Origin of the sequence: Clostridium intestinale, assembly GCF_035905475.1 — a bacterium.
Lineage (GTDB): Bacteria > Bacillota > Clostridia > Clostridiales > Clostridiaceae > Clostridium_T > Clostridium_T intestinale.
Map to the genome: position 1 here is coordinate 3,935,841 of NZ_CP121166.1, position 22,114 is coordinate 3,957,954.

General features: G+C 30.8%; 22 protein-coding genes. 16 read left to right on the forward strand and 6 right to left on the reverse strand.

Translation table 11 applies throughout. The features are described from left to right. Positions 1–105 precede the first annotated feature (105 nt). The 7 genes from P8F83_RS20030 to P8F83_RS20060 all read left to right on the forward strand — a co-directional run bounded on the left by P8F83_RS20030 (position 106) and on the right by P8F83_RS20060 (position 7,635). Positions 106–1,053, forward strand: coding sequence for an ROK family protein (locus P8F83_RS20030; RefSeq protein ID WP_073022149.1), 948 nt, complete (start codon positions 106–108; stop codon positions 1,051–1,053). A gap of 129 nt (positions 1,054–1,182) precedes the next feature. Then, a complete protein-coding gene (locus P8F83_RS20035; protein ID WP_326512401.1) occupies positions 1,183–3,636 on the forward strand; it encodes a tetratricopeptide repeat protein in 2,454 nt (817 codons plus the stop codon). A gap of 78 nt (positions 3,637–3,714) precedes the next feature. Beyond that, positions 3,715–4,356: a histidine phosphatase family protein gene (locus P8F83_RS20040; protein ID WP_315115648.1), complete on the forward strand. Its 642-nt coding sequence runs from the start codon at positions 3,715–3,717 to the stop codon at positions 4,354–4,356. A 219-nt stretch (positions 4,357–4,575) separates the two neighbouring features. Beyond that, a complete protein-coding gene (locus P8F83_RS20045; protein ID WP_021803777.1) occupies positions 4,576–4,713 on the forward strand; it encodes a hypothetical protein in 138 nt (45 codons plus the stop codon). A 302-nt stretch (positions 4,714–5,015) separates the two neighbouring features. Beyond that, complete coding sequence (locus P8F83_RS20050; protein WP_326512402.1) at positions 5,016–6,248, forward strand: competence/damage-inducible protein A; 1,233 nt, start codon at positions 5,016–5,018, stop codon at positions 6,246–6,248. A 170-nt stretch (positions 6,249–6,418) separates the two neighbouring features. Further along, positions 6,419–7,441 carry a CPBP family intramembrane glutamic endopeptidase gene (locus P8F83_RS20055; RefSeq protein ID WP_326512403.1) on the forward strand — a complete coding sequence of 341 codons (1,023 nt, stop codon included), beginning with the start codon at positions 6,419–6,421 and terminating at the stop codon, positions 7,439–7,441. A gap of 59 nt (positions 7,442–7,500) precedes the next feature. Continuing rightward, the gene (locus P8F83_RS20060) at positions 7,501–7,635 is read left to right on the forward strand and encodes a clostri-philic family protein (protein ID WP_315112029.1); all 135 of its coding nucleotides are present in this window, start codon (positions 7,501–7,503) and stop codon (positions 7,633–7,635) included. Positions 7,636–7,675: 40 nt separating this feature from the next. On the opposite strand, the gene hisC is transcribed toward P8F83_RS20060, so the two are convergent. The 4 genes from hisC to P8F83_RS20080 form a co-directional block, all read right to left on the reverse strand. Beyond that, a complete protein-coding gene (gene hisC / locus P8F83_RS20065; RefSeq protein ID WP_326512404.1) occupies positions 7,676–8,734 on the reverse strand; it encodes a histidinol-phosphate transaminase in 1,059 nt (352 codons plus the stop codon). Between the two features lie 12 nt (positions 8,735–8,746). Beyond that, positions 8,747–9,934: a pyridoxal phosphate-dependent aminotransferase gene (locus tag P8F83_RS20070; RefSeq protein WP_326512405.1), complete on the reverse strand. Its 1,188-nt coding sequence runs from the start codon at positions 9,932–9,934 to the stop codon at positions 8,747–8,749. A 57-nt stretch (positions 9,935–9,991) separates the two neighbouring features. Beyond that, entirely contained in the window at positions 9,992–10,531 is a 540-nt protein-coding gene (locus P8F83_RS20075; RefSeq protein ID WP_326512406.1) for a biotin transporter BioY, read from the reverse strand. A 144-nt stretch (positions 10,532–10,675) separates the two neighbouring features. Next, positions 10,676–10,879 (reverse strand): hypothetical protein, encoded by a 204-nt coding sequence (locus P8F83_RS20080; RefSeq protein ID WP_315112039.1) that lies wholly within the window; start codon positions 10,877–10,879, stop codon positions 10,676–10,678. A 371-nt stretch (positions 10,880–11,250) separates the two neighbouring features. On the opposite strand from P8F83_RS20080, the gene P8F83_RS20085 reads away from it, so the two are divergent. Then, positions 11,251–12,807, forward strand: a complete 1,557-nt coding sequence (locus P8F83_RS20085) for an ABC-F family ATP-binding cassette domain-containing protein (protein WP_326512407.1) — start codon at positions 11,251–11,253, stop codon at positions 12,805–12,807. Positions 12,808–13,086: 279 nt separating this feature from the next. After that, positions 13,087–13,512, forward strand: a complete 426-nt coding sequence (locus tag P8F83_RS20090; RefSeq protein ID WP_315112043.1) for a hypothetical protein — start codon at positions 13,087–13,089, stop codon at positions 13,510–13,512. Positions 13,513–14,187: 675 nt separating this feature from the next. Here the strand turns inward: P8F83_RS20090 and P8F83_RS20095 are convergent. After that, a complete protein-coding gene (locus P8F83_RS20095; protein WP_326512408.1) occupies positions 14,188–14,355 on the reverse strand; it encodes a hypothetical protein in 168 nt (55 codons plus the stop codon). A gap of 218 nt (positions 14,356–14,573) precedes the next feature. On the opposite strand from P8F83_RS20095, the gene P8F83_RS20100 reads away from it, so the two are divergent. Further along, positions 14,574–15,056, forward strand: coding sequence for a GNAT family N-acetyltransferase (locus tag P8F83_RS20100; RefSeq protein ID WP_326512409.1), 483 nt, complete (start codon positions 14,574–14,576; stop codon positions 15,054–15,056). Here the strand turns inward: P8F83_RS20100 and P8F83_RS20105 are convergent. Beyond that, positions 15,046–15,510, reverse strand: coding sequence for a hypothetical protein (locus tag P8F83_RS20105; protein WP_326512410.1), 465 nt, complete (start codon positions 15,508–15,510; stop codon positions 15,046–15,048). The genes P8F83_RS20100 and P8F83_RS20105 overlap by 11 nt on opposite strands. Before the next feature lie 271 nt (positions 15,511–15,781). Here P8F83_RS20105 and P8F83_RS20110 point away from each other — a divergent pair, with 271 nt between their 5' ends. From P8F83_RS20110 to P8F83_RS20135, 6 genes are all read left to right on the forward strand, one after another. Further along, the gene (locus tag P8F83_RS20110) at positions 15,782–17,077 is read left to right on the forward strand and encodes an IS30 family transposase (protein ID WP_326512348.1); all 1,296 of its coding nucleotides are present in this window, start codon (positions 15,782–15,784) and stop codon (positions 17,075–17,077) included. Positions 17,078–17,541: 464 nt separating this feature from the next. Then, the gene (locus tag P8F83_RS20115; protein ID WP_315112056.1) at positions 17,542–17,988 is read left to right on the forward strand and encodes a DUF2975 domain-containing protein; all 447 of its coding nucleotides are present in this window, start codon (positions 17,542–17,544) and stop codon (positions 17,986–17,988) included. A 96-nt stretch (positions 17,989–18,084) separates the two neighbouring features. After that, positions 18,085–18,930, forward strand: a complete 846-nt coding sequence (locus P8F83_RS20120) for a DUF4367 domain-containing protein (RefSeq protein WP_326512411.1) — start codon at positions 18,085–18,087, stop codon at positions 18,928–18,930. Between the two features lie 23 nt (positions 18,931–18,953). Beyond that, entirely contained in the window at positions 18,954–19,862 is a 909-nt protein-coding gene (locus P8F83_RS20125; RefSeq protein WP_326512412.1) for an ABC transporter ATP-binding protein, read from the forward strand. Continuing rightward, complete coding sequence (locus P8F83_RS20130) at positions 19,859–20,713, forward strand: ABC transporter permease (protein WP_326512413.1); 855 nt, start codon at positions 19,859–19,861, stop codon at positions 20,711–20,713. The genes P8F83_RS20125 and P8F83_RS20130 overlap by 4 nt, the downstream gene beginning before the upstream one ends. Before the next feature lie 43 nt (positions 20,714–20,756). Continuing rightward, positions 20,757–22,103: a B12-binding domain-containing radical SAM protein gene (locus P8F83_RS20135; protein WP_326512414.1), complete on the forward strand. Its 1,347-nt coding sequence runs from the start codon at positions 20,757–20,759 to the stop codon at positions 22,101–22,103. Positions 22,104–22,114: the final 11 nt, after the last annotated feature.

Consider the following 22,114-nt stretch of genomic DNA (forward strand, 5'->3'; position numbering starts at 1 on the left):
TTATGTTATAATAAGTATGTTATGTATTGAGAATACTAGTTTTAAGAGAACTAGTATTTTATTAGAGTTTTATTGGGACAAGTTATAAATCTAGGAGGGAAATCTATGAAAAATTATGTAGTAGGTGTTGACTTAGGAGGAACAAAGATCAGCTGTGCCTTATCTGATCTTGAGGGTAGAGTTGTAGCTCAAACTACAATACCAACTTTAGCGCATGAAGGAGATAATCCTGTATTAGGAAGAATAATCAAAACTATAGAGATGGTTTTAGAAGAAGGAAACGTTGCAACTAATGAAGTAGCTGCAATCGGAATAGGATCTCCAGGACCTCTTGATGCAAAAAAAGGAATTATAGTAACTACACCGAATCTTCCATTTAAAAACTTTCAATTAGTACAGCCAATAGAAGAAAAATTTTCTATTCCAACTTATCTAGACAATGACGCTAATGTAGCTGCAATAGCGGAATTTATGTTTGGAGCAGGTAAAGGAACTGAAAATATGGTATATATAACAGTAAGCACAGGTGTTGGTGGAGGAGCTATATTAAATGGTAAAATATATAGAGGAAGCACCACTAATGCATTAGAAGTAGGTCATACTACTGTATTCCCAGGTGGCCCAAGATGTGGATGTGGAAATTTAGGATGTCTAGAAGCTACTTCTTCAGGAACAGCTATAGGTAGACGTGCAAATGAAGCAGTAAACAGTAAGGTAGAAACATCATTAAGAGATTACGAAACTGTTACTTCATATGAAGTGTTTAAAGAAGCAGAAAAAGGTGATGCTGTATCTAAGAAGATATTAGATGAAGCATTCAGCTATCTAGGAATTGGTGTAGCTAACATAATAGCAAGCTTTGATCCAGATAAGGTTATAATAGGTGGAGGAGTTTCAAAGGGCGGAGATGTACTATTTAATAAAGTACAAGAAGTTGTAAACGAAAGATGCTTCAAATCAATGGCAGAATATTGCAAGATAGTTCCAGCTGGATTAGGAACAGATGCTGGTGTTTTAGGAGCTGTGGCTCTAGCTATAATGGAAAGTAAATAGATTTTATATAAAGGTAGGGATTGTTGCTCCTTACCTTTTTTTCATGTGAAACTTCTTTTTATTGCATTGAAAAAATATTATGATATATAATATTAAGAACAGGAAAATAAATACAGTAAGGAGTAAGGCATGGATTATAATTATAGATTTTTGAAACTAGAATTTTTAGACATATATGAAGAGCTAACTAAGCTAGAGATGACATCAGAAGAATATCATTATATTCTGGAAAATGCAGTTCTTCTAGTAGTAAAAAGAGTTTATGAAAAACTTTCTATAGAATATATAAATGAAGATATTAAAATATGCCTTAGAAACCTTATGGTTAAAGGATATATAAACGAGGAACTATACCATGATGTTATTAATCTCCTAAATACAAAGAGAAGCTTTGATGAGGAGTGTGGGAGAGTCATGTATGAAGTAAGTACATGGCTTGTAACAGAATTTGGAGAAGAGGATTATTCTCTATTTATGGACAGCCTAACAGAAAAGGAAAAGAATATATTTAAGAAATACATCTATCCAAAAGAAATAAGTATTGAAATAGTCGAAAATGAAGAAGAGAATTTAAAAACACTAGAGAATATACTTCCTTATTATGAAGAAGAAGTTGAGGATGAGGAGCTATCTGCTTTAATAAATGATGGTGAAAATTATTACTATGGAAGAAATGATAAAGAGAAGAACTTGGAAAAATGTTTTGAATGTTTTAGCGAAGCTGCAGACTTAGGAAGTTCTTATGCTCAATCTTGGATAGGATATTTGTATGAACTTGGACTAGGAGTGGAGAAAGACTATGACAAAGCGTTAGAATGGTATAAAAAATCTTCCTTAAGCGACAATGCCTATTCTCAGTGGGCAATAGGAATGATGTATCTCTCTGACAAAAAGCCGGATAATGACTATAAGATGTCTTTATATTGGTTTACAAAGTCAGCGGAAAATGAATATGCTCCAGGACAATATCAGCTTGCAAATCTATACTATGATGGTGATGGAGTAAATCAAAACTATGAGGAAGCTTTCAAATATTATTCTAAGTCGGCAGGGTATGGTTATTCACCAGCAGAATTCATGTTAAGTACTATGTATAAGAATGCACTTGGTATAGAGGAAGATATGGTAAAGGCTGTGTATTGGTGTAAAAAGGCAGCGGAGCATGGTTATCCACCAGCACAATTAATAGCAGGAAAACTATTAACACAAGGGTTTAATATAGAACAAGATAAAAATAAGGGAATAGAGTTCATAGAGAAAGCAGCAGAAGAGGGAATGACGGAAGCATACAATTATTTGGCCGAATTATATGAAGGTAATTATGGACAAGAAAAGGATCTTAATAAAGCACTAAACTATTATGAGAAATCTACAGAGTTAAATGATATTGAAGGAAAGCTTTCTCTTGGATTATATAAATTATATGGTTATGCTGGAGAAACTGACTATAAAGGGGCTTATGAAATATTTTCAGAGCTTGTAGATAAAGAAAAAGATCCTAGTGCAATGGTAAGACTAGCAATAATGTATATGGAAGGTTACTATGTTGAGAAGGATTTAGATGAGGCATTAGAGCTATCTATTAATGCTTCTGATCTAGATTATGGGAGTGCGTATATAAATGCCGGTTATATATACGAAAGAAAAGATTTTTTGAAAAAAGATGTTAACAGAGCGCTAGAATATTATAATAAAGCTTGTGAAAAGGAAATGCCAGAGGCATTCTTTAACATTGCTATGTTATATAGAAATGGTGAATTAGGTGAAATCAATGGAATAAAAGCCTTTGAATACTTTAAAAAGGCGGCTGACTTAGGAGATTTGGAAGCTGCAGCTTATGTAGGAGATTATTTAGAGTATTCTTATGGAGTAATACCTAAAGATCACTATGAGGCATATAGATATTATTATATGGGATATGAATATGGGCTTAACCAATCTAGTTATGCTATGGGAAGATTCTATAAAGATGGTATGGTAGTAAAAAAAGATTATAAAAAGGCTTTTGATATTTTTTCAAGCATTTATGAAAAGGGATATAAATATGCTTCAGCAGAATTAGGAGAATGTTATATATTTGGATATGGAGTTAAACAGGATGTAGAAAAGGGCATAGCCTTATTAAATCAAGGAATGGAGCTAGAAAATCCTAGGGCATTTTTAATAATGGGGGATTGTTATCAACTTGGATTGGGTGTAAAAAGAAAAAAGAGTAAAGCCATAGATTACTATATACAAGCTTTTAAAAAGGCAGAATGGGATGCGGCACTTAAGCTTGCGGAAAATCAATATAAATTAGGTGGAATAATAAAAAAATATAGTAGTATATTTAGATTTTTAGAAGTTGGAGCAGATAATGGACATGGTGGATGCTGCTTTAATCTAGGGATATTATATTATTATGGAAAAGGACATAGGAAAGATTTAAGAAAATCAAAGGAATATATATTAAAGGCCTGTGACTATGGAATACCAGAAGCTGAAAATTTCTATAGATTAAAGCTTTCAAAAATAGGGGAAAGTTCTATAGAAGCAACAAAGATATCTTCAGGGCAATATTTTGTTAATATTTTAAAAAAATGATTTTATAAAAAAGATATCTCTTTTGGGATATCTTTTTTACACTTATAATTAAAAGAGAAAAAGTTTTAGGAGGAGAATATGAAAACTACTATATATTTAACAAGACATGGAGAAACTATATGGAATTTAGAGAAAAGGCTACAAGGATGGAATAACTCTCCTTTGACAAAAGACGGAATAGATCAGGCAAAAAATTTAAGCAAAAGACTAGAAGATATAAACATTGATGTAATATATACAAGTCCTTCAGAGAGAGCGTTTAAAACGGCAAAGATTTTAAAAGGAGAAAAAGATTTAGAAATAAAGCTTCATGAAGGTTTAAAAGAAATGGGTTTTGGACTATGGGAAGGAATGATATGGGAAGAAATAGAGAACTCTGAGAAATATGGAAAGGAACTATATAACCTATATTATAACCCTAAAGAATATAAGCCTTTTGAAGGAGAAGAAATAGATATTTTTGAAAAAAGAACTAAAGAAGCTCTAGAGGAGATAATTGAGAACAATAAAGGAAAAGATGTTTTAATAGTTACTCATGGAATTACTTTAAAGCTGATGGTTGGGTATTTTGAGAACTTAGGAATTGAAGAAACTATTAAAGGGATAGTTATGGGACAAACTTCTCTTACAAAGATAACTATTGAAGAAGATACATATAATATAGAATTTAAAAATGATACTAGTCATTATCAAGATGACTACATAAAAAAAGGCTGGTAATAAGAAGATAAGTAGGACGAAATTTTAAAATTCTGTCCTACTTTTATGTAAGTTATAGCCCATTAATATTATCTAAAAACGGCAATAACAATTATAACCTTAAAAGCTTGTCTGGTCAATATAAAATAACTAATGAAAAAATTTCTAAGAATAAAAAGAGCAAATCTGCATAGATTAAATAGTGTACAGGACAAGAATTCACGAATAGGAGTGATTAATATGCCGAAAGATAGTCAAGTTGATAATAAATTATCTAGAAAATTGAAATCTAATTGGGATGATACATCTGCATCAGAGGAAGGCAAAAATAAAAACAAAACTAGAAAGAAACAATCTGCCCCAGTAACTTGGCAATAAATTCTTTTGCCTCATACATAACCTCCATCTAGCTTTTACCCCACCTTAAAGCTAAAGGTTACAAATATAAACTACTTAATTATACTTAGATGTTTAGGTTTTGAGGTAAGAGAGTTTTTAACATAAAGGTCTGTCCGAAGTAGAGTTACTCTACTTTTAGGACAGATTTTTTATTGCATAAGAAATTTGGAGCATTATTGCTTTGATAATTTTTTGAAAGTTTAAATTAAGCTATTACCTAGAAAATTCCAACAACAAATGATATCATTATAATTAATAAATTTATTAAGAAGGTGAATTAAATGAATGCTGAAATTATTGCAGTAGGTACAGAGATTTTATTAGGAGATATAGTAAACACGAATGCGCAATATATATCTAGAGAGTTAGCTAACCTTGGAATAAATGTATATAAACAAGAAGTTGTTGGAGATAATGAAGAAAGAGTTTTGGAAAGTTTTAAAAATGCTTTTGAAAATTCAGATATTATAATAACTACAGGTGGACTTGGACCGACACCAGATGATTTGACAAAAGAAATGGCAGCTAAATATTTTAATAAGGAGCTTGTGCTTCATGAAGAATCTTATGAGAATTTAAAAACGTTTTTTGATAAAAGTGGAAGAGAATTAGTAGGAAGTAATGAGAAACAAGTTTATTTTCCAAAAGATGCAATAGTTTTTAAAAATGATCATGGAACAGCTCCAGGAGCAATTATAGAAGGGGATAATGGTAAGAAGATAATAGTATTGCCTGGACCTCCAAGAGAAATGAAACCTATGTTTGATAATTATGTTGTTCCATATCTTAAGGAATTTACAGATAGTGTTTTGGTTTCAAAGGTGTTAAGAACTTTTGGCATTGGAGAAAGTCGTATGGCAGAAATAGTTAATGACTTAATAGTTAATCAAACCAATCCTACAGTAGCACCTTATGCTAAAGATATAGAAGCTATTTTAAGAATAACAGCTAAAGCTAAAAATGAAAAAGAAGCAGAAGAACTTATAAAACCTGTTGAAAAAGAGATTAGAAGAAGATTAGAAGAATATATATATGGAGAGGGAGAAACTTCTTTAGAAGAGGTTGTGGGAGAGCTCCTAGTTAAAAAAGGAATAAAAATAGCAACTGCAGAAAGTTGCACAGGTGGGATGGTGGCAGAGAAACTTATTAACTACGCTGGAATATCTGAAAGCTTTTTGGAAGGGACAGTTACTTATTCAAATGAAGCTAAAATGAAGAGATTAGGTGTAAAAAAAGAAACCTTAGATAAATATGGTGCAGTAAGTAAAGAGACTGCTAAAGAAATGGCTGAGGGTATAGCTAAAGTAGCAGGAGCTGATTTAGGAGTTTCAACCACAGGAATTGCAGGACCAGGTGGTGGAACAGCTGAAAAACCAGTTGGACTAGTTTATATTGGGGTATATTATAAAGGGAATTGTTTAGTTAAGGAATTTAACTTTACAGGTGATAGAAATAGAGTTAGAGTAAGAACTACTATGAGTGCACTTGACCTTGTAAGAAGAACTATAAAGTAATAAAACAACAAACCCTCCAAGACTCATAAGGACTCCTAGAGGGATGTTAATTATATTAAAATGGGGGAGAGGCAATATCATATAAAGCTTAGTAGCTTCATTTATATTTTAGACAACTCTAATGGATATTATACAAAATAATAAAAAAAATTTAAGAAAGTAGGCATTTTATGAGAAAGATTTTTAGAGCTAATTTGTATTTTCTAATGATACTTTTAATAAGCACTTTTGTTCCATATCTTTTGGGGATAGTATATGAAAACATAAATTTAACTGATTCTAGAATTATCTTATTTCTGAATCATGTAATCTTATTTTTAGTTCCAGCGGCTATATATATACTAGTAACAAAATCATCTGTCAAAAAAACTTTTAGATTAAATCCTATAAGTTTTAAAAATATATTTTGGATAATGATTTTAGCATTTGCAATACAACCTGTTGTAATGTTATTTTCACTAATATCAGGTTTCTTTTTTTCAAATGATGTAGGCGCTTTTATCGGATCTATAATGGACACACCATACCCAATATTACTTTTATTAATAGCAGTAATGCCTGCTATTACAGAAGAGGTAACACTAAGAGGTATAGTTTTATCAGGATATGATTTTAAAAATAAATGGATAGCATCTATAGTTACAGGATTATTGTTTGGAGTATTTCATTTAAATGCACAGCAGTTCCTATATGCAGCAGTTTTAGGAATGATTTTAGCATATTTAGTTAGAATAACAAATAGTATATTTGCATCTGTAGTTATGCATTTTATGATAAATGGATTTCAAGTAACCTTGCAGAAGATAGTTTCATTATTTATGGAGAACAATGTGAGTCCAGATGCTATTTCACAATTTAGTATGAGTGAAAAAATGGCAGCATTGTCTGTGTGGGGATTTTTAGGGATAATATTTGGAGCTATATCTATAATAATAATCAAAAAAATTGAAGATGACTGTAAATCTAGAGGAATATATGATTCCTATGAGAGATTAGGAGCAAGTTCAAGACATTCTTATATGAGAGTGGATTTGGACTCTAATTCTGTCACAGAAGTGACTTCGGACATACTTTCAACAAAAGAAAGAGTGCTAAATGGACCTTTAATAGCCACTATAATAATTTATTTTATAGTAATGAATTTACCTACTTTGGTACTTGCCTTCAATAGATTAGTCAATTTTAGAAGATAATACTTAGAATTAAAACTCTTTAATAAGTAAAAAATACTTATTGAAGGGAGTTGATTATTATGCCACAAAACAAACCTAATGATTCAATGCAAAAAGGTGAAAGAAGACAAAAACTTCATGAAAAGCAAGACAATAAAGGAAATGATAAAGTAGATAAGGGATATAGAAGTTTTGAAGATGAGAAAATAAAATAATATATTAAAGAGGTCTTTGTTATTCAAAGACCTCTTTAAATTAAGCTATATAATCTTTTATGAAATTTAAAAATCTCTCCATTTCAGAATCAGTACCGATGGTTACTCTTAAATAATTATCAATTCTAGAAGAACTAAAGTATCTAACGAATATACCATCTTTCTTTAAGGCTTCGAATAAATCCTTAGCCTTTATAGTAGGATGAGTTATAAATATGAAGTTAGCTTTTGATTCAGGAATTATAAAACCTAATTCTTTTAATTCCTCAATAGTATTTTCTCTAGTTTTGATTATTTTTGCACAAGTATCTTTAAAATACTCATCATCCTTAAGAGAAGCTATGGCTAACCTTTGAGATATATAATCTAAAGGATAAGAGTTAAAAGAGTTCTTAACATCATTTAAGTAAGATATAGCCTCCTTAGAACCTAAAGCTACACCAACCCTTAAACCTGCTAAAGATCTTGATTTAGAATAAGTTTGAATAACAACTAGATTATCATATTTATTTATAAGCTTAACAGCAGATTTTCCACCAAAATCTATATAAGCCTCATCAACAATCACTATTACATCTCTATTTTTTATCAAAATATCTTCTATAAAGGACAAATCCACACCAACGCCAGTAGGTGCATTAGGATTAGGGAATATAATTCCTCCATTTTTTCTAAAGTAGTCCTCTTTAGTTATGGTTAAATCCTCATTTAAAGGAATTTTATCATAACTGATATTAAATAAATCACCGTATACAGGATAAAAAGAATAAGTTATATCAGGGAACAATAGTGGTTTGTCTGAATTAAAATAAGTCATAAAAGATAAAGCTAAAACATCATCAGAACCATTTCCAACAAAAATTTGATCTTTTTCTAAACCATAATAATCAGCCAAAGTTTCTACTAATTCACTAGCAGTAGGATCAGGATATAATCTTAAGTTTGAGCCCTCTACATTTTTAAGCTCCTCAATAACCTTAGGAGCCGGAGGATAAGGGTTTTCATTTGTATTTAACTTTAAGATATTAACTACCTTAGGCTGTTCGCCTGGAATATATGGGTCTACCTTTCTTATCTTATCTAACCAAAGTGTACTCATAGTGATCACCTGCTATCCTAAATATAATTCAGCTAGTTTATTGAAAGCAGCTAAAGATTTTTCAATTTTATCATAAGAAACACAATATGCAATTCTAAAATGTCCAGGACAACCAAAAGCAGAACCAGGAACTATTAATAAATTAAACTTTTTAGCATCTTGACAGAACTTAACATCATCTTCTATTAAAGATTTTGGGAAAAGATAGAAAGCTCCTTGAGGTTTTACACAAGAAAAACCTATTTTTGTAAGGTGATTATATAATAAGTCTCTATTTTTCTTATAAATATCAACATCTACTTCGGAATCTAGAGTTCTAGCAACTACTCTTTGGAATAGAGAAGGAGCGTTAACGAAACCTAGGACTCTGTTAGCAACATTTAGCCCCTGCATAAGTTCATCCAAATAATCAAGTCCGTTATTAGCTATTATGTATCCTATTCTCTCACCAGGTAAGGATAAAGATTTACTATAAGAATAACAAATTAAAGAATTATTATAGTAATTCAATATATTAGGCACTTCTACCCCATCATAAATAATTTCTTTATAAGGTTCATCAGCCATTAAATATATACTTGTATTAAATTCCTTTTGTTTCCTAGTTAAAATTCTAGCTAAAGCCTTGATAGTTTCTTTTGAATAAACAGCACCTGTAGGATTATTAGGTGAGTTAATAAGAACTCCTTTAGTCTTACTTGTAATTTTGGATTCTAAATCATTTAAGTTAGGTTGGAAGTTATCTAAATTGGAAGAAGCTATAATTAATCTTCCATCATAATTATTAACGTAGTTTTTATATTCTCCAAAGTAAGGAGCAAATGTTATAATTTCATCACCAGGATTAAGTAAGGTTTTAAAAATTATATTTAATCCTCCCGCTGCTCCACAAGTCATTATTATATTATTTTCATTTAAGTTAAGCGTATATTTTTTATTAGTAAAGTCAGCAATCTTAGCTCTAACATCAGGATAACCTGAGTTATTCATATAACCATGGACTAGATTAGGCGACTCCTCAGATAGTATGTCTATTATAGTGTTTTTTACGGTTTCAGGTGGTTCAGCGTATGGATTTCCAAGACTATAGTCAAAAACATTTTCTTCCCCATGTATTACTGCCAGTCTTTTACCTTCTTCAAACATTGCTCTAATAGCAGAACTACTAACCATAAGATCTTTTATTCTGTTAGATAACATTTATTAGCCCCCATTCTTTAAAATAATAATATTATTTTATCATACCCTAATGGAGATTTAAAGAAAAGCGCTAGAAAGCCTTTTTCTAATTTTAATCCCTAATAAAACAGTTAAGAATACAACAATAATGTCTTTAATAATAAATGGATATAATCCTGCAGCAAGTGCAGCTGGAAGAGATAAGTGAGCAACTATGGATAATTGCAGAACACCAGTAAAATAGTCAACAGCAATAGCTATATAAACTAAAATGAAAGTTAATAGAGGATTGTCCTGTTTTTTAGAATAGCCAATGATTAAAGCCATTAGGGGGAAGCCTATAATATATCCTCCTGTAGGGCCAAGAATTACATTTAGTCCTCCATGAAAATTAGAGAAAACAGGTAAACCAACAGCACCTAATAAAATAAAAATAATAACGGATAAAAATGATTGCTTTGGAGTATAAATAAGGGCTAATAATATAACTGCTGGAACTTGTAGAGTTATTGGAACAGTAGAAAAGGGAATAGGTATTGAAAATTGAGATAAAACAGCTAATATAGCAGCGCCCATACCTATAAAGGTTAAGTCTCTAATAGATAATTTTTGGTTCATAATAAAACTCCTTTAAAATAAATTATATGGTAAATATATACCATAGTATAAAAGAGCAAAAAACAATTGTCAACCAAATTATTTTAAAATAGGTTTACAATTAAAACAAAAAAAGAACTTCAATAAAAGAAGCTCTAGGTAAAACTAATCACAAATTTTTTCAAGATTTTCAGTATACTTTTCAATATCAAAATTTAATATTTCTACGTCTTTTACTAAGTATGAAGCTTGGGTAAGATCTGAGTTAATTAGATTTTCAAACATCTTTTCTGTTGGGATAATGCTTTGACCTAGAATTGTTTCAACTTCAATTACTATCTTGCTTTTAATAGTGTAATTTCTATTCATAAAAATCCTCCTTTAAATATTTATATCTTATAAAATAATAATAACAGTAAATTAGTAAAAATTAATGCATAATATCGTTAAGAATTATTAAAAGGAAGTTAAAAAAATACACCGACAAACTATAAAGTAAGCCAGTGTATTTCTTTAAGTTGATAGCTGCTTATTTCGTTGAAGTTGAGGTTTATTGATTTATCACATTTGATAATCTTTAAAATCTTTCTTCAACAATATTATTTTGTCCACGTAAAAAATATAAATGCTATTAAAACAATTCATACATTGGATAAAATTATAAAGTGAAATACTCTTGTAATAAACTTGGCCATCTATTAAAATTATCCTAGCGAAGTTAATACTAAGGAGAGAAGAAAATGAGTGTTTTAACAGTTAAAGACATGAGCCATGGATTTGGTGATAGAGCTATATTTGAAGATGTGTCCTTTAGATTATTAAAAGGAGAGCATGTAGGTTTAATTGGAGCTAACGGAGAAGGAAAATCTACATTCATGAACATAGTTACAAACAAACTTATGCCAGACGAAGGTAAGGTACTTTGGTCAAATAATGTTAGAATTGGATACATGGATCAACATGCAGCTTTAGAAAAAGGAATATCCATAAGAGATGCACTTAGAGATGCATTTAAGTACCTATTTGATTTAGAGGAAGAAATGAATTCTCTTTATGGAAAAATGGGAGAAGTAGAACCAGAAGAATTAGAAAAAATGCTTGAAAGAACAGCAACGATTCAAGATTTATTAGACCATAATGGATTTTATGTAATAGATGCAAAGGTAGAAGAAGTTGCTAAAGGTCTTGGACTTTTAGATTTAGGTTTAGATAGAGATGTAGATGACTTATCAGGTGGACAAAGAACAAAAATATTATTAGGGAAGTTATTACTACAAAACTCAGAAATATTACTTTTAGATGAGCCTACTAACTATTTAGATGAAGAGCACATAGAATGGTTAAAGAGATATTTGAATAACTACGAAAATGCTTTTATATTAATATCCCATGATATTCCATTTTTAAATTCAGTAGTTAATCTCATATATCATGTAGAAGAAAGAAAACTAACAAGATATGTTGGAGATTATGATGAATTTAGAAGATTATACGAAGAAAACAAAAAGAGATTAGAAGCAGCATATGAAAAACAACAAAAAGAAATAGCTAGACTAGAAGACTTTGTTGCAAGAAATAAGGCTAATGTTGCTACTGCAAATATGGCTAAATCAAGACAAAAGAAACTTGATAAAATGGACGTAATAGAACTTTCAAAGGAAAAACCAAAACCAGAATTTAACTTCAAAGCAGCTAGAGCTTCAGGAAAAGTAATATTTGAAACTAAAGGGTTAGTAATAGGATATGATTCACCATTAACTAAACCATTAGATCTTTATATGGAAAGAGGCCAAAAAATAGCTTTAGTTGGAGCAAATGGATTAGGTAAATCTACCCTATTGAAGAGTTTACTTGGCAAAGTAAAACCTTTAAGTGGAGAAGTTGAACTTGGAGATTACCAGTACATAGGTTACTTTGAACAAGAAGATAGATCTGGAAATACTAACACTTGTATAGAAGAAGTATGGCAAGAGTTCCCAAGCAAAACTCAATATGAAATAAGAGCAGCCTTAGCTAAATGCGGATTAACAACTAAACAGTTAGAATCAAAAATAATGGTTTTATCTGGAGGAGAAGCTGCAAAAGTAAGACTATGCAAAATCTTAAACACAGAAACAAACATACTAATTCTAGATGAGCCTACAAACCATTTAGACGTAGAAGCAAAAGAAGAATTAAAAAGAGCCTTAAGAGAATATAAAGGCTCAATATTACTAGTATCCCATGAACCAGAATTCTACAGAGATGTAGTTAATGAAATATGGAATTGTGAAGATTGGACTACTAAGATAGTTTAAAAAACAGATAGAGGTGTAAATTTAAATCAATTTATGAATTTAAGTAAATACATGTAACAAAAAAGAAGGTACCTCAGCTAAAGGATACCTTCTTTTTTTATATCTAAATAATTAAGTAGCGTATTTTGATTATTAATAGAGTTTAAGTTTTTTATGTAATATAGTGTTAATTAATCTTAAATAGTTAATATCTTAATTTGCATTTATAAGATGAATTGCATATAATAATCTATATAGAATCCGTATGGAATACAAACAGAGCGTTAAAGGAGGCGCAAAATGAAAAAAGAAGTTTATAACAATGAAAAGGTTAGTGTTAATTTTAGTGCAATGGAATTAGGTCAGATAGATGCACTTGTAGAACAAGGCTTTTATTCAGATCGTTCTGACTTAATTAGAACCGCTGTACGTGCTGAATTAGATAAGCGTTCAAATGATTTAGAAATTATATTAAAAGGAACACTACCACATGAGTTTTTAACAGTGGACAAAGATGAATTAATTATTATGACAGGTATCCTAAGACTGGGATGCAAAGAACTAGAAGCATATAAAACAAGAGGTACAAAGCTAGTTATTAAAATGATTGGTGCATTTATCATTGAAAAAGATGTACCTGTGGATTTAGTAAAAGATACTATTAAAAGTATAAAGATATGGGGTAAAATAAGTGCTACAGATGAAGTTAAAAAGATATTTCAGTAAATTAATTTACAAAATGAGAGTTGTGAAAGCAGCACTCTTTTTGTATGCAGATAAAATTATTGATAAAATAAAGAATCAAAAGAGATTAAAGAAAACTTTTAGGAGTACAATACAAAGCCCCTGTATCGATTAAGACACAGGAGCTAGAAAAAATATACTGTTTACAAAAATGGTTTATTTGTAGCTATAAGCAATGTTAAAACAACAGACTAATAAGTCTGTAATATAATATGTGCGGATTGTAAGATAATTGATACAAATGAGGATAGTTTTACATGGTTGTATTTTTTATTTTAAAACTAAAAAACAAATAAATTTATTTATAAAAGAATCAAATTATTAACTATAGTCAATAATAAAATTGTGAATAGTTAATAAAATTAAAGAAACGTAGTAGTTTATAGTTTTCGAAATAATATTTATAAATTTATATTAGATATTAGGAATATAATATACTATAATTATTTAATATTAAAAAACAAATAAAATTGAGTTGTGATAATTTAAGAAAATCTGATATAATATAAGTAAGATTCTAAATCTTTGATTTAGATAACTGAACGTACACTTGTAGTGTAAATAAGAAAAGGCTTAGTGCGCGAACACTAAGCCAATCCTAGAACGTTTTTAGTTTTAGGGCTATTGGATTTTAGTTATGTTAGCAAGAAAAAAGCACTAATCTTTGGAGGATGGGTGCTTTTTCTCTTTTCCTTGAACTTCTATATCTAAACCAAGAAATTTGACCTTGATTTTTATAGTTGAAATAAAAAGATTGTGTTTTAATATTAATCTAATAATATAAACAACAAAAGTACCTTTTATTATAGTTTCTAACATATCCAATACCACCCCCTTAAGCTATAGTGAAATATCACCAATAGCCCAAGGTGGGAGAAACGTACAAACCACCGTAACCATCCACTTCTACGGTACGAGTTTTACTTGGATAGTATAGCATAATTTATATATTAAGTATAGTAAGTCATTTAAATGAAAAAGAATGAAGGTAAGTTTTAATAAAGACATAAAGAAGTAAATAATTTTGAAAGGATAAGAGAGAAATGGATATAAAAATCATAAAAGGAAACCTAGATCACATAAATGACTGCGAAGAAGCCCTAATAAATTCAGAACTAGGAAAAAGATATTTCACAGAATCAGGAAGAGCTAAGAAGGCATTAGAAGAAGGATTTTCTAAAGAAGAAATATATGTAGCCGTAGATATGCACAACAACTGTTTGGGGTTTTTGTGGTTTATTTTAAGTGGAGCGTTTCATGCATTTCCATATCTACATATAATTGCATTAAAAGAAGAAAGTCGTAACCATGGAGTAGGCAAAAAGCTATTGCAATACTTCGAAGATGTTTGTTTTAAAGACTTTTCAAAAGTATTTTTAGTGGTTGGAGATTTTAATCCAGATGCAAAAAGACTATATGAAAAAATCGGATATACTGAAGTAGGGTGTTTACCTAGTTTGTATAGAGAGGGAATAAATGAACACTTAATGATGAAACTAAGAGAGGAAAACTTAGTTAATCATTAGTTTTATTTTTAATCAATTCTATTTCAGCCATTAAGGAATTAATACGGGCTTCTAGTTCATTAATTTTATCAGTTTGACTTTGAGTATTTTCAGTTTTTGGAGCAGTAGGGCTATTAGGGCCACAATATGGATTATTTATATTATAATTTTTAGGATTATAATATAATCCTGGGCCACCTTGAAAATACTGTTGTTGTGCATTATATGTTAATATTACTTGCCCCAGTAGTTCAAACCAGTTTCCTAGTGCATTCTGAACATTAAAAGGCATATTACCTGCTAATATTTCTCCAAGAATTGCTCCTATAATAACGAATAGTTCAGGATTTAAGCTTTGAAATCCATTGGGGATATCTTTGCAACCTTCATTAGTAGATTCATTCTCATTGTTTGACTTAGTATAGCCGCAGGCTCTAGCAAAATCTTCAAAATTACTCCACCCATTAAAATTCACAGCTTCCCCTCAGACATAATTACTTTAATCTATGATATTCTTTTTAATTAATAGATGATACTTTTTAATATAAAAATTATAGTAAAGCCTCAATTGCAAATCGAAACGCAACCATATAGATTCTAAATTGAGTATTAATTCTTAAATTTAATATATATGCAAGGCGGTTGCACCTTGGCTTACAAAAAGATTGGATCATACCAGTCTTTTTTGTTTTGATAAGTTTAAAATTCATATATCCTAAAAGAGTTGGCGGCAGAATGGAGGATATATGTCTAAATTTTTTACTTATGAAGAAAGACTTGAATTACAAAAATTTCTGAAAGAAAGTCTTTCCTTCAAAGAAATTAGTCGCAGATTGGATAAAAATCCAACTACCATTTCTAGAGAAGTGCGTAAATACACTTCAGAAGTTGCTACCGGCTATCCGGGCTATCCATTTAATGCCTGTAAGAACCGGTTCAACTGTAGGGTAAAAGATGTATGTGAAAAAAACTGCACCAGAAAAGCTACAGTCTACTGTAAGCTCTGCCAATCCTGTAATGATAACTGCCCCGATTTCGTTTTAGAAATCTGTACTGCACGATTCCGCATTCCTTACGTTTGCAATGGCTGCGAAACGCTCGGCAAGTGCTCCCTATTAAAAAGTATTTACGATGCAGAACTTGCACATCGTAAAGCACATGAATCTATCTCGCAATCCAGAAGTGGATTATGTGTTTCTGAGGCCGAGATAGGTCGGTTGAATAAGATAATTTCACCACTCGTTCAGAATGGGCAATCCGTTCATCAAATATATGTTAGTCATGAAGATGAACTTATGTGCAGTGAGAAAACAATTTATAACTATATCGATGCCTGCCTTTTTGATGTCAGGAATATTGACTTACCCCGTAAGGTAAAGTTTCGTGAACGTTACAAAAAGGCAGAGTTCAAAGTAGATAAAGGATGCCGTATTGGGCGCAACTACGAAGCATTTAGTGCATTTATTGAAAAAAATCCAGATACAGCAGTTGTTCAGATGGATTCCGTCATTGGAGCAAAAGGAGGCAAATGCCTTCTAACCATACACTTTGTGGATACAAGTATGATGTTGGCTTTCTTGCGGGACGCTAATACTTCAAAATCAGTAATTGATATTTTCAATCAGCTAGATGAAACATTAGGAAAAGAGCTTTTTAGTAAGCTTTTCCCAGTCATACTTACCGACAATGGAAGTGAATTTTCAAATCCTAAAGCCATTGAATATAGGGGGTCATTTCCTATGTTGAGAACACATGTATTTTATTGCGATGCTGGAAGTCCGTATCAAAAAGGTGCTATTGAAGTAAATCACGAGTTGATTCGAAGAATACTTCCAAAAGGCACTAACTTTAATCAACTTACGCAGGAATATGTTAGTTTAATGATGAATCACATCAACTCATACAAAAGAAAAAAACTGAACAACCGTAGCCCATACGAAACGTTCAGCTTTTATCACGGAGAAGAAGTTCTACATAAACTAGGATGTTCACCGGTTGCCGCCAGTGACATCATGATGAAACCTGCTCTTCTCAAAAAATAATATAAACTATGCCGCCAACAGCTCATATAGAACTGATATTAGAGGTGGATTCTCCGATTACAAAAAAAATTGAGAGAGAATCGACTTCCTTTTAGCATGCCTATTTTTAATATCATACGGCATAAAAACGGAAAAATCAAACTGCATTTTCATTACAAATGTAGCTTCTCATTTACAAAACTTGCTTTTCGATTTCAAAAGTTGCGTTTCGCTTACAAATATTCAGTTGTTGGTTATAAACATTGCATATCAGTTTACAAAGTGGCATCTCATGTTACTATTGAGTAATTATAGTAAAGTATAAATAGCAGTTCTACAAGCAAGGATTGCTTTTTTGCTGTTAAAAAATAAATATAAAGTGAAAATAGATAAATATTTATTGATAAACAATAAAAAGTGTGATATTCTTTATTTACAAATTAAAGTGAAATGAAAAGATCATCAATTTTTCAGGAGGATTTGTTATGAAAAGAAATTCAACATTTTTATTAAAGGTAGTTAGTTTTGTTATTGTAATTCCTATGGTTAGTTTATTTATATTACTGTTACCTTGGGTAATGAGTGGTCTTGCAGAAGTTATTCCAGTATCCAATTACATAAAATATCTAGGTTTTATAGGATTGTATGGAGCAATGATACCTTTTTGCTTTGGGGTTTATCAGGTTATAAAACTTTTTAGTTATATGAAGAATAAAGTTTCTTCTGAATTGTATTTAGAGACTTTAAGAAACATAAAATATTCTTCACTTACAGTTAGTTTTTTATATGTATTAGGAATGCCTTTATTATTTCTTATGGCAGATAAAGATGACTCGCCAGGGATTTTACTTTTTGGGTTAATTGTATTTTTAGTAAATTGTATGAGTGCAATCTTATCAGCTGTTTTTGAAAGAAGAAGTCATGCTTTCTAAAAAATAGTATTAAAAATTATAGTATACACTTTAGTGTGCAGCTTGAAATAAAAAAAACAATGTGTAAATATGAAAAATAAAGGAGAGTTTATCTATATGTTAAAGAATAAAAAAACTATAGCTTTAATCTGTACAGCAATACTAGCTGTAGCAATTATAAATGGTCAAACTGTTAATGCAGCAATTTCAAAAACACTATCTATTTTTAGGGCTCAGGATTTAAAAGGAGTAACTGTAACTCTTGATGATATTCAACAGATTCAGAGTAAGCTTTCAAGTGGGCAGGGAGAGATAAACCTTGAAAAGATGGGAAACATAAAGGTACAAGGAGGACAGAAGAAAGTTTCTTCAAAAGAAGATGTAAAAAACATTACAGATGTTATAGTAGCTTTTCCATCAGTTCTTGATGGGGTAGTACCAAGTGTTAATGTTGTTGAACCTACAGCTATTGAGTTCACACTGAAGGCAGAGAATGTAAATGAAATAATGAAATCCTATGGAGCTACAAAACTTCTGCCAGCAAATATTGATGGTAAGACTTTTAAAATAGATTTTGCTTCTCAGGTGACTATGAACTACAGTATAAACAATAAACCTATAACAATTATGGAGACAAAATCTCCAGAAATAACAGTACCTGATGATGTGGATATTGACGCAGTGTATGATGCAGTTGTAGAAATGCCTATAATTCCTCAAAGGCTACAATCACAGCTTAAGTCTATGAAGGATTGGAAAAACACTCTTTATATTCCAGTGATAGAATCAGAAATGACAGAAGTTAATATAAACGGTGCAAAAGGATATATGTCTAAGGATTATGGAAATTCAGAAGAGAACTCTGAATCAGCGGTAATTTGGTACGATAAGGGTATTATCTATGTTGTATCCGGACAAGTAGACAGTGAGGAGCTTTTAAAGATTGCAAAATCTGTTAAATAAAGCTTTGCTTATGAGGTGATAGGATGGTAATAGAGACAGAAAGTTTAACAAAATATTATGGAAATAAAATTGGCTGTAAAGACATATCAATATCAGTAGGTGCGGGAGAAATTTTTGGATTTCTTGGTCCTAATGGGGCAGGAAAAAGTACATTTATAAAAATGATGGTAGGTTTATTATTTCCAACCAGTGGAAAAGCATTTGTATTGGGTAAGCCTGTTGGAGATATCGATGTAAGAAAGAAAATAGGATATCTGCCTGAAAACTTTAAATATCAGGATTGGATGACAGGTGAAGACCTTCTAAACTTCCATGCTTCCTTATATAAGTTGGACAAAAAAAGTGCTGTATCAAAGATAGAAGAAGTTCTTGATATTGTCAAACTTAAAGGGCATGAGAGTTATCGTGTAGGCACCTATAGCAAGGGCATGCAGCAACGTATTGGATTAGCATGTGCTCTTTTAACAGATCCAGATCTGCTTTTTTTAGATGAACCTACTTCAGCACTTGACCCTGTGGGTAGAAAAGAGGTAAGGGAAATAATGACTACCTTGAAGTCTAAGGGGAAAACAGTATTACTTAACAGTCATCTTCTAAGTGAGGTTGAAGCTGTGTGTGATAGTGCGGCTATAATTAAAAGGGGCAGTATAATTAAGTACGGAAAAATGGATGACATACTTGAAAGCAAGTTAATTCTTGAGATACAAGCAGAAAATTTAAGTAATGAAATTTTAAGTAAGCTTAAAGAGTTTGATAGTTCGCTTACACAATCAAACAACAAGCTAAATATGCAAATTAAGAGCAAAACTGACATAAATTGCATAGCATCTATAATAGTTAATGGAGGAGGAAGACTATTCGAACTGTCACCAAAGAAAGTTTCACTTGAAAATGTGTTCTTAAACTTGATAGAAGGGGGTGAGCAAAGGTGATTGCAATAGCAGCAGCATCCTTTAAGGAGGCTTTAAGGAAAAAAATATTAATACTTGTTGCAGCACTTACTCTTGTTTACCTTACATTATTTGGGGTAATCACTCATTTTGCAGTAGATGACCTTGCAAGAGCTGGAACTTTAAATACAATAAATGCTCTTGATGTAGCTTCAAATATAATATCATTTTTAGGGTTTTATTTTTCAAGTATGCTTGTGGCATTTCTCACAATTATGGCATCTATAGGTTCAATTTCTTCAGAAATTGAAAGTGGTGTAATACATTCTATAATAACACGTCCAATTAAACGATCTAGTTATGTAATTGGAAAATATCTTGGACTTGGAGCCCTATCAGTGATATATTCAGTTTTTCTCTTTATATCAATAATTACAATATGTACAATATTTAAGCTTCCCATAGTAAATAGCCTTGAACCACTAAATATAATAAAAGGTCTTTTATTTTTTACTTTGGAACCAATAGCTATTCTTGCTCTTTCTATTTTAGGAAGTGCTTCATTTAAAACACTAAGCAATGGAATATTTGTTATTTCAATATATATTTTAGGACTTATAGGTGGAGTAATGGAACAGGTAGGTTCCATGCTCTCAAATCAAAGTCTTATAAATCTAGGGATTATTTCTAGCTTGATTTCACCCTTCGATATAATATACAGGCAGATGATTTCGTCCATATTTAGAAATATTGGTATTACAGGTCCTTTTATGGGCTCAGGAGGGATAACAAGTACAGCTCCAAGTATATGGATGATTGTCTACATACTTATCTATATTCCTGGTTTAGTTAGCTTAGCAGTAAGAAAATTCAGCTTAAAGGACATTTCATGATGCTTATAAAATAAGTTAGTAATTAAATTATGTGAGGTAATATATGAAGATAAAGTTAATTCAACCTGCAATGCGCCAAAGACCTATGGATACAAAATTAAAAACAAGAATGTCTCCCTCATTAGCTTTATTAACAATAGCTAATCTTACTCCAAAAAAGCATGAAGTTATTATTGAAAATGAGAACATTGAGAGTATAAATTTTGATGAGGCTGTAGATTTGGTAGCCATAACTGTTACTGTAGATGTTATGAATAGAGCTGTGGAAATATCCAAAGAATTTCAAAAGCGTGGAGTAACAGTAGTAGCAGGTGGGATACATATTACCGCAGATCCAGAAAGTGCTAGTAGGAGGTTTGATGTAATATGTGTTGGAATGGCTGAGAGAGTTTGGGGAAAAATTCTTAAAGATAAAGAAAATAACTCCCTAAAAAAGATATACTCTGATATGCACAATATAGAAGGAAGTGAAATAGTATCACCAAAGTATGAGATTATTGATACTAATAAATACTTATACACCAACATAATTAGTACAAGTAGAGGTTGCCCCTTCGAATGTGATTTTTGTTATAATAGCTGCAAAAGTGGACTTAGAACATATATAAATAGACCAGTAGAGGATGTAATTAAGGATATAAAAGCTTTAAAAACAAAGCATATAATGTTTATTGATGATAACTTTATAGGAAATCCACCATGGACAAGAAGGCTGTTAGTGGAAATTAAACCTCTTAAATTAAAGTGGAATGCTGCTGTTACCTCTAATATAGGGAATATGCCAGAACTATTAGATGAGATGAAGGAAGCTGGGTGTGAAAGTCTATTTATAGGTTTTGAAAGCATAAACAGCAAATCGATAGCAAGTGTTCACAAAATACAAAACAGTGTAAAAAGATATGAAAAACTTGTGGAGGAAGTTCATAAAAGAGGAATAATGATAAATGCAAGTTTTGTATTTGGATTAGATGAAGATGATGCCTCTGTATTTAAAGACACCTTAGAATGGATAGTTAAAAACAAGATAGAAACAGTAACCTCACATATCCTTACCCCCTATCCTGGAACAAAACTATATGAATCATTATTAAAAGAAAATAGAATTGTAGACTTTAACCTATCAAATTATAATACCTCACATGTGGTATATAAACCTAAGAACATAACACCAGAAGAACTATATAATGGTTACTTATGGATCTATAAAGAAATATATACCTTCAAAAATATAATAAAAAGACTCCCAAAATCTAAAAAACAATGGATTCCATTTTTAGCATTTAACTTATTTTATAGGAAGTTTGGAAAATTTACAGAACTACTTTGCAACATAGCTTCATTTAAAAATATAGGAAGATTTTTTAGATTGGTGGCTTATCGTATAAATTGAATATTTATAGT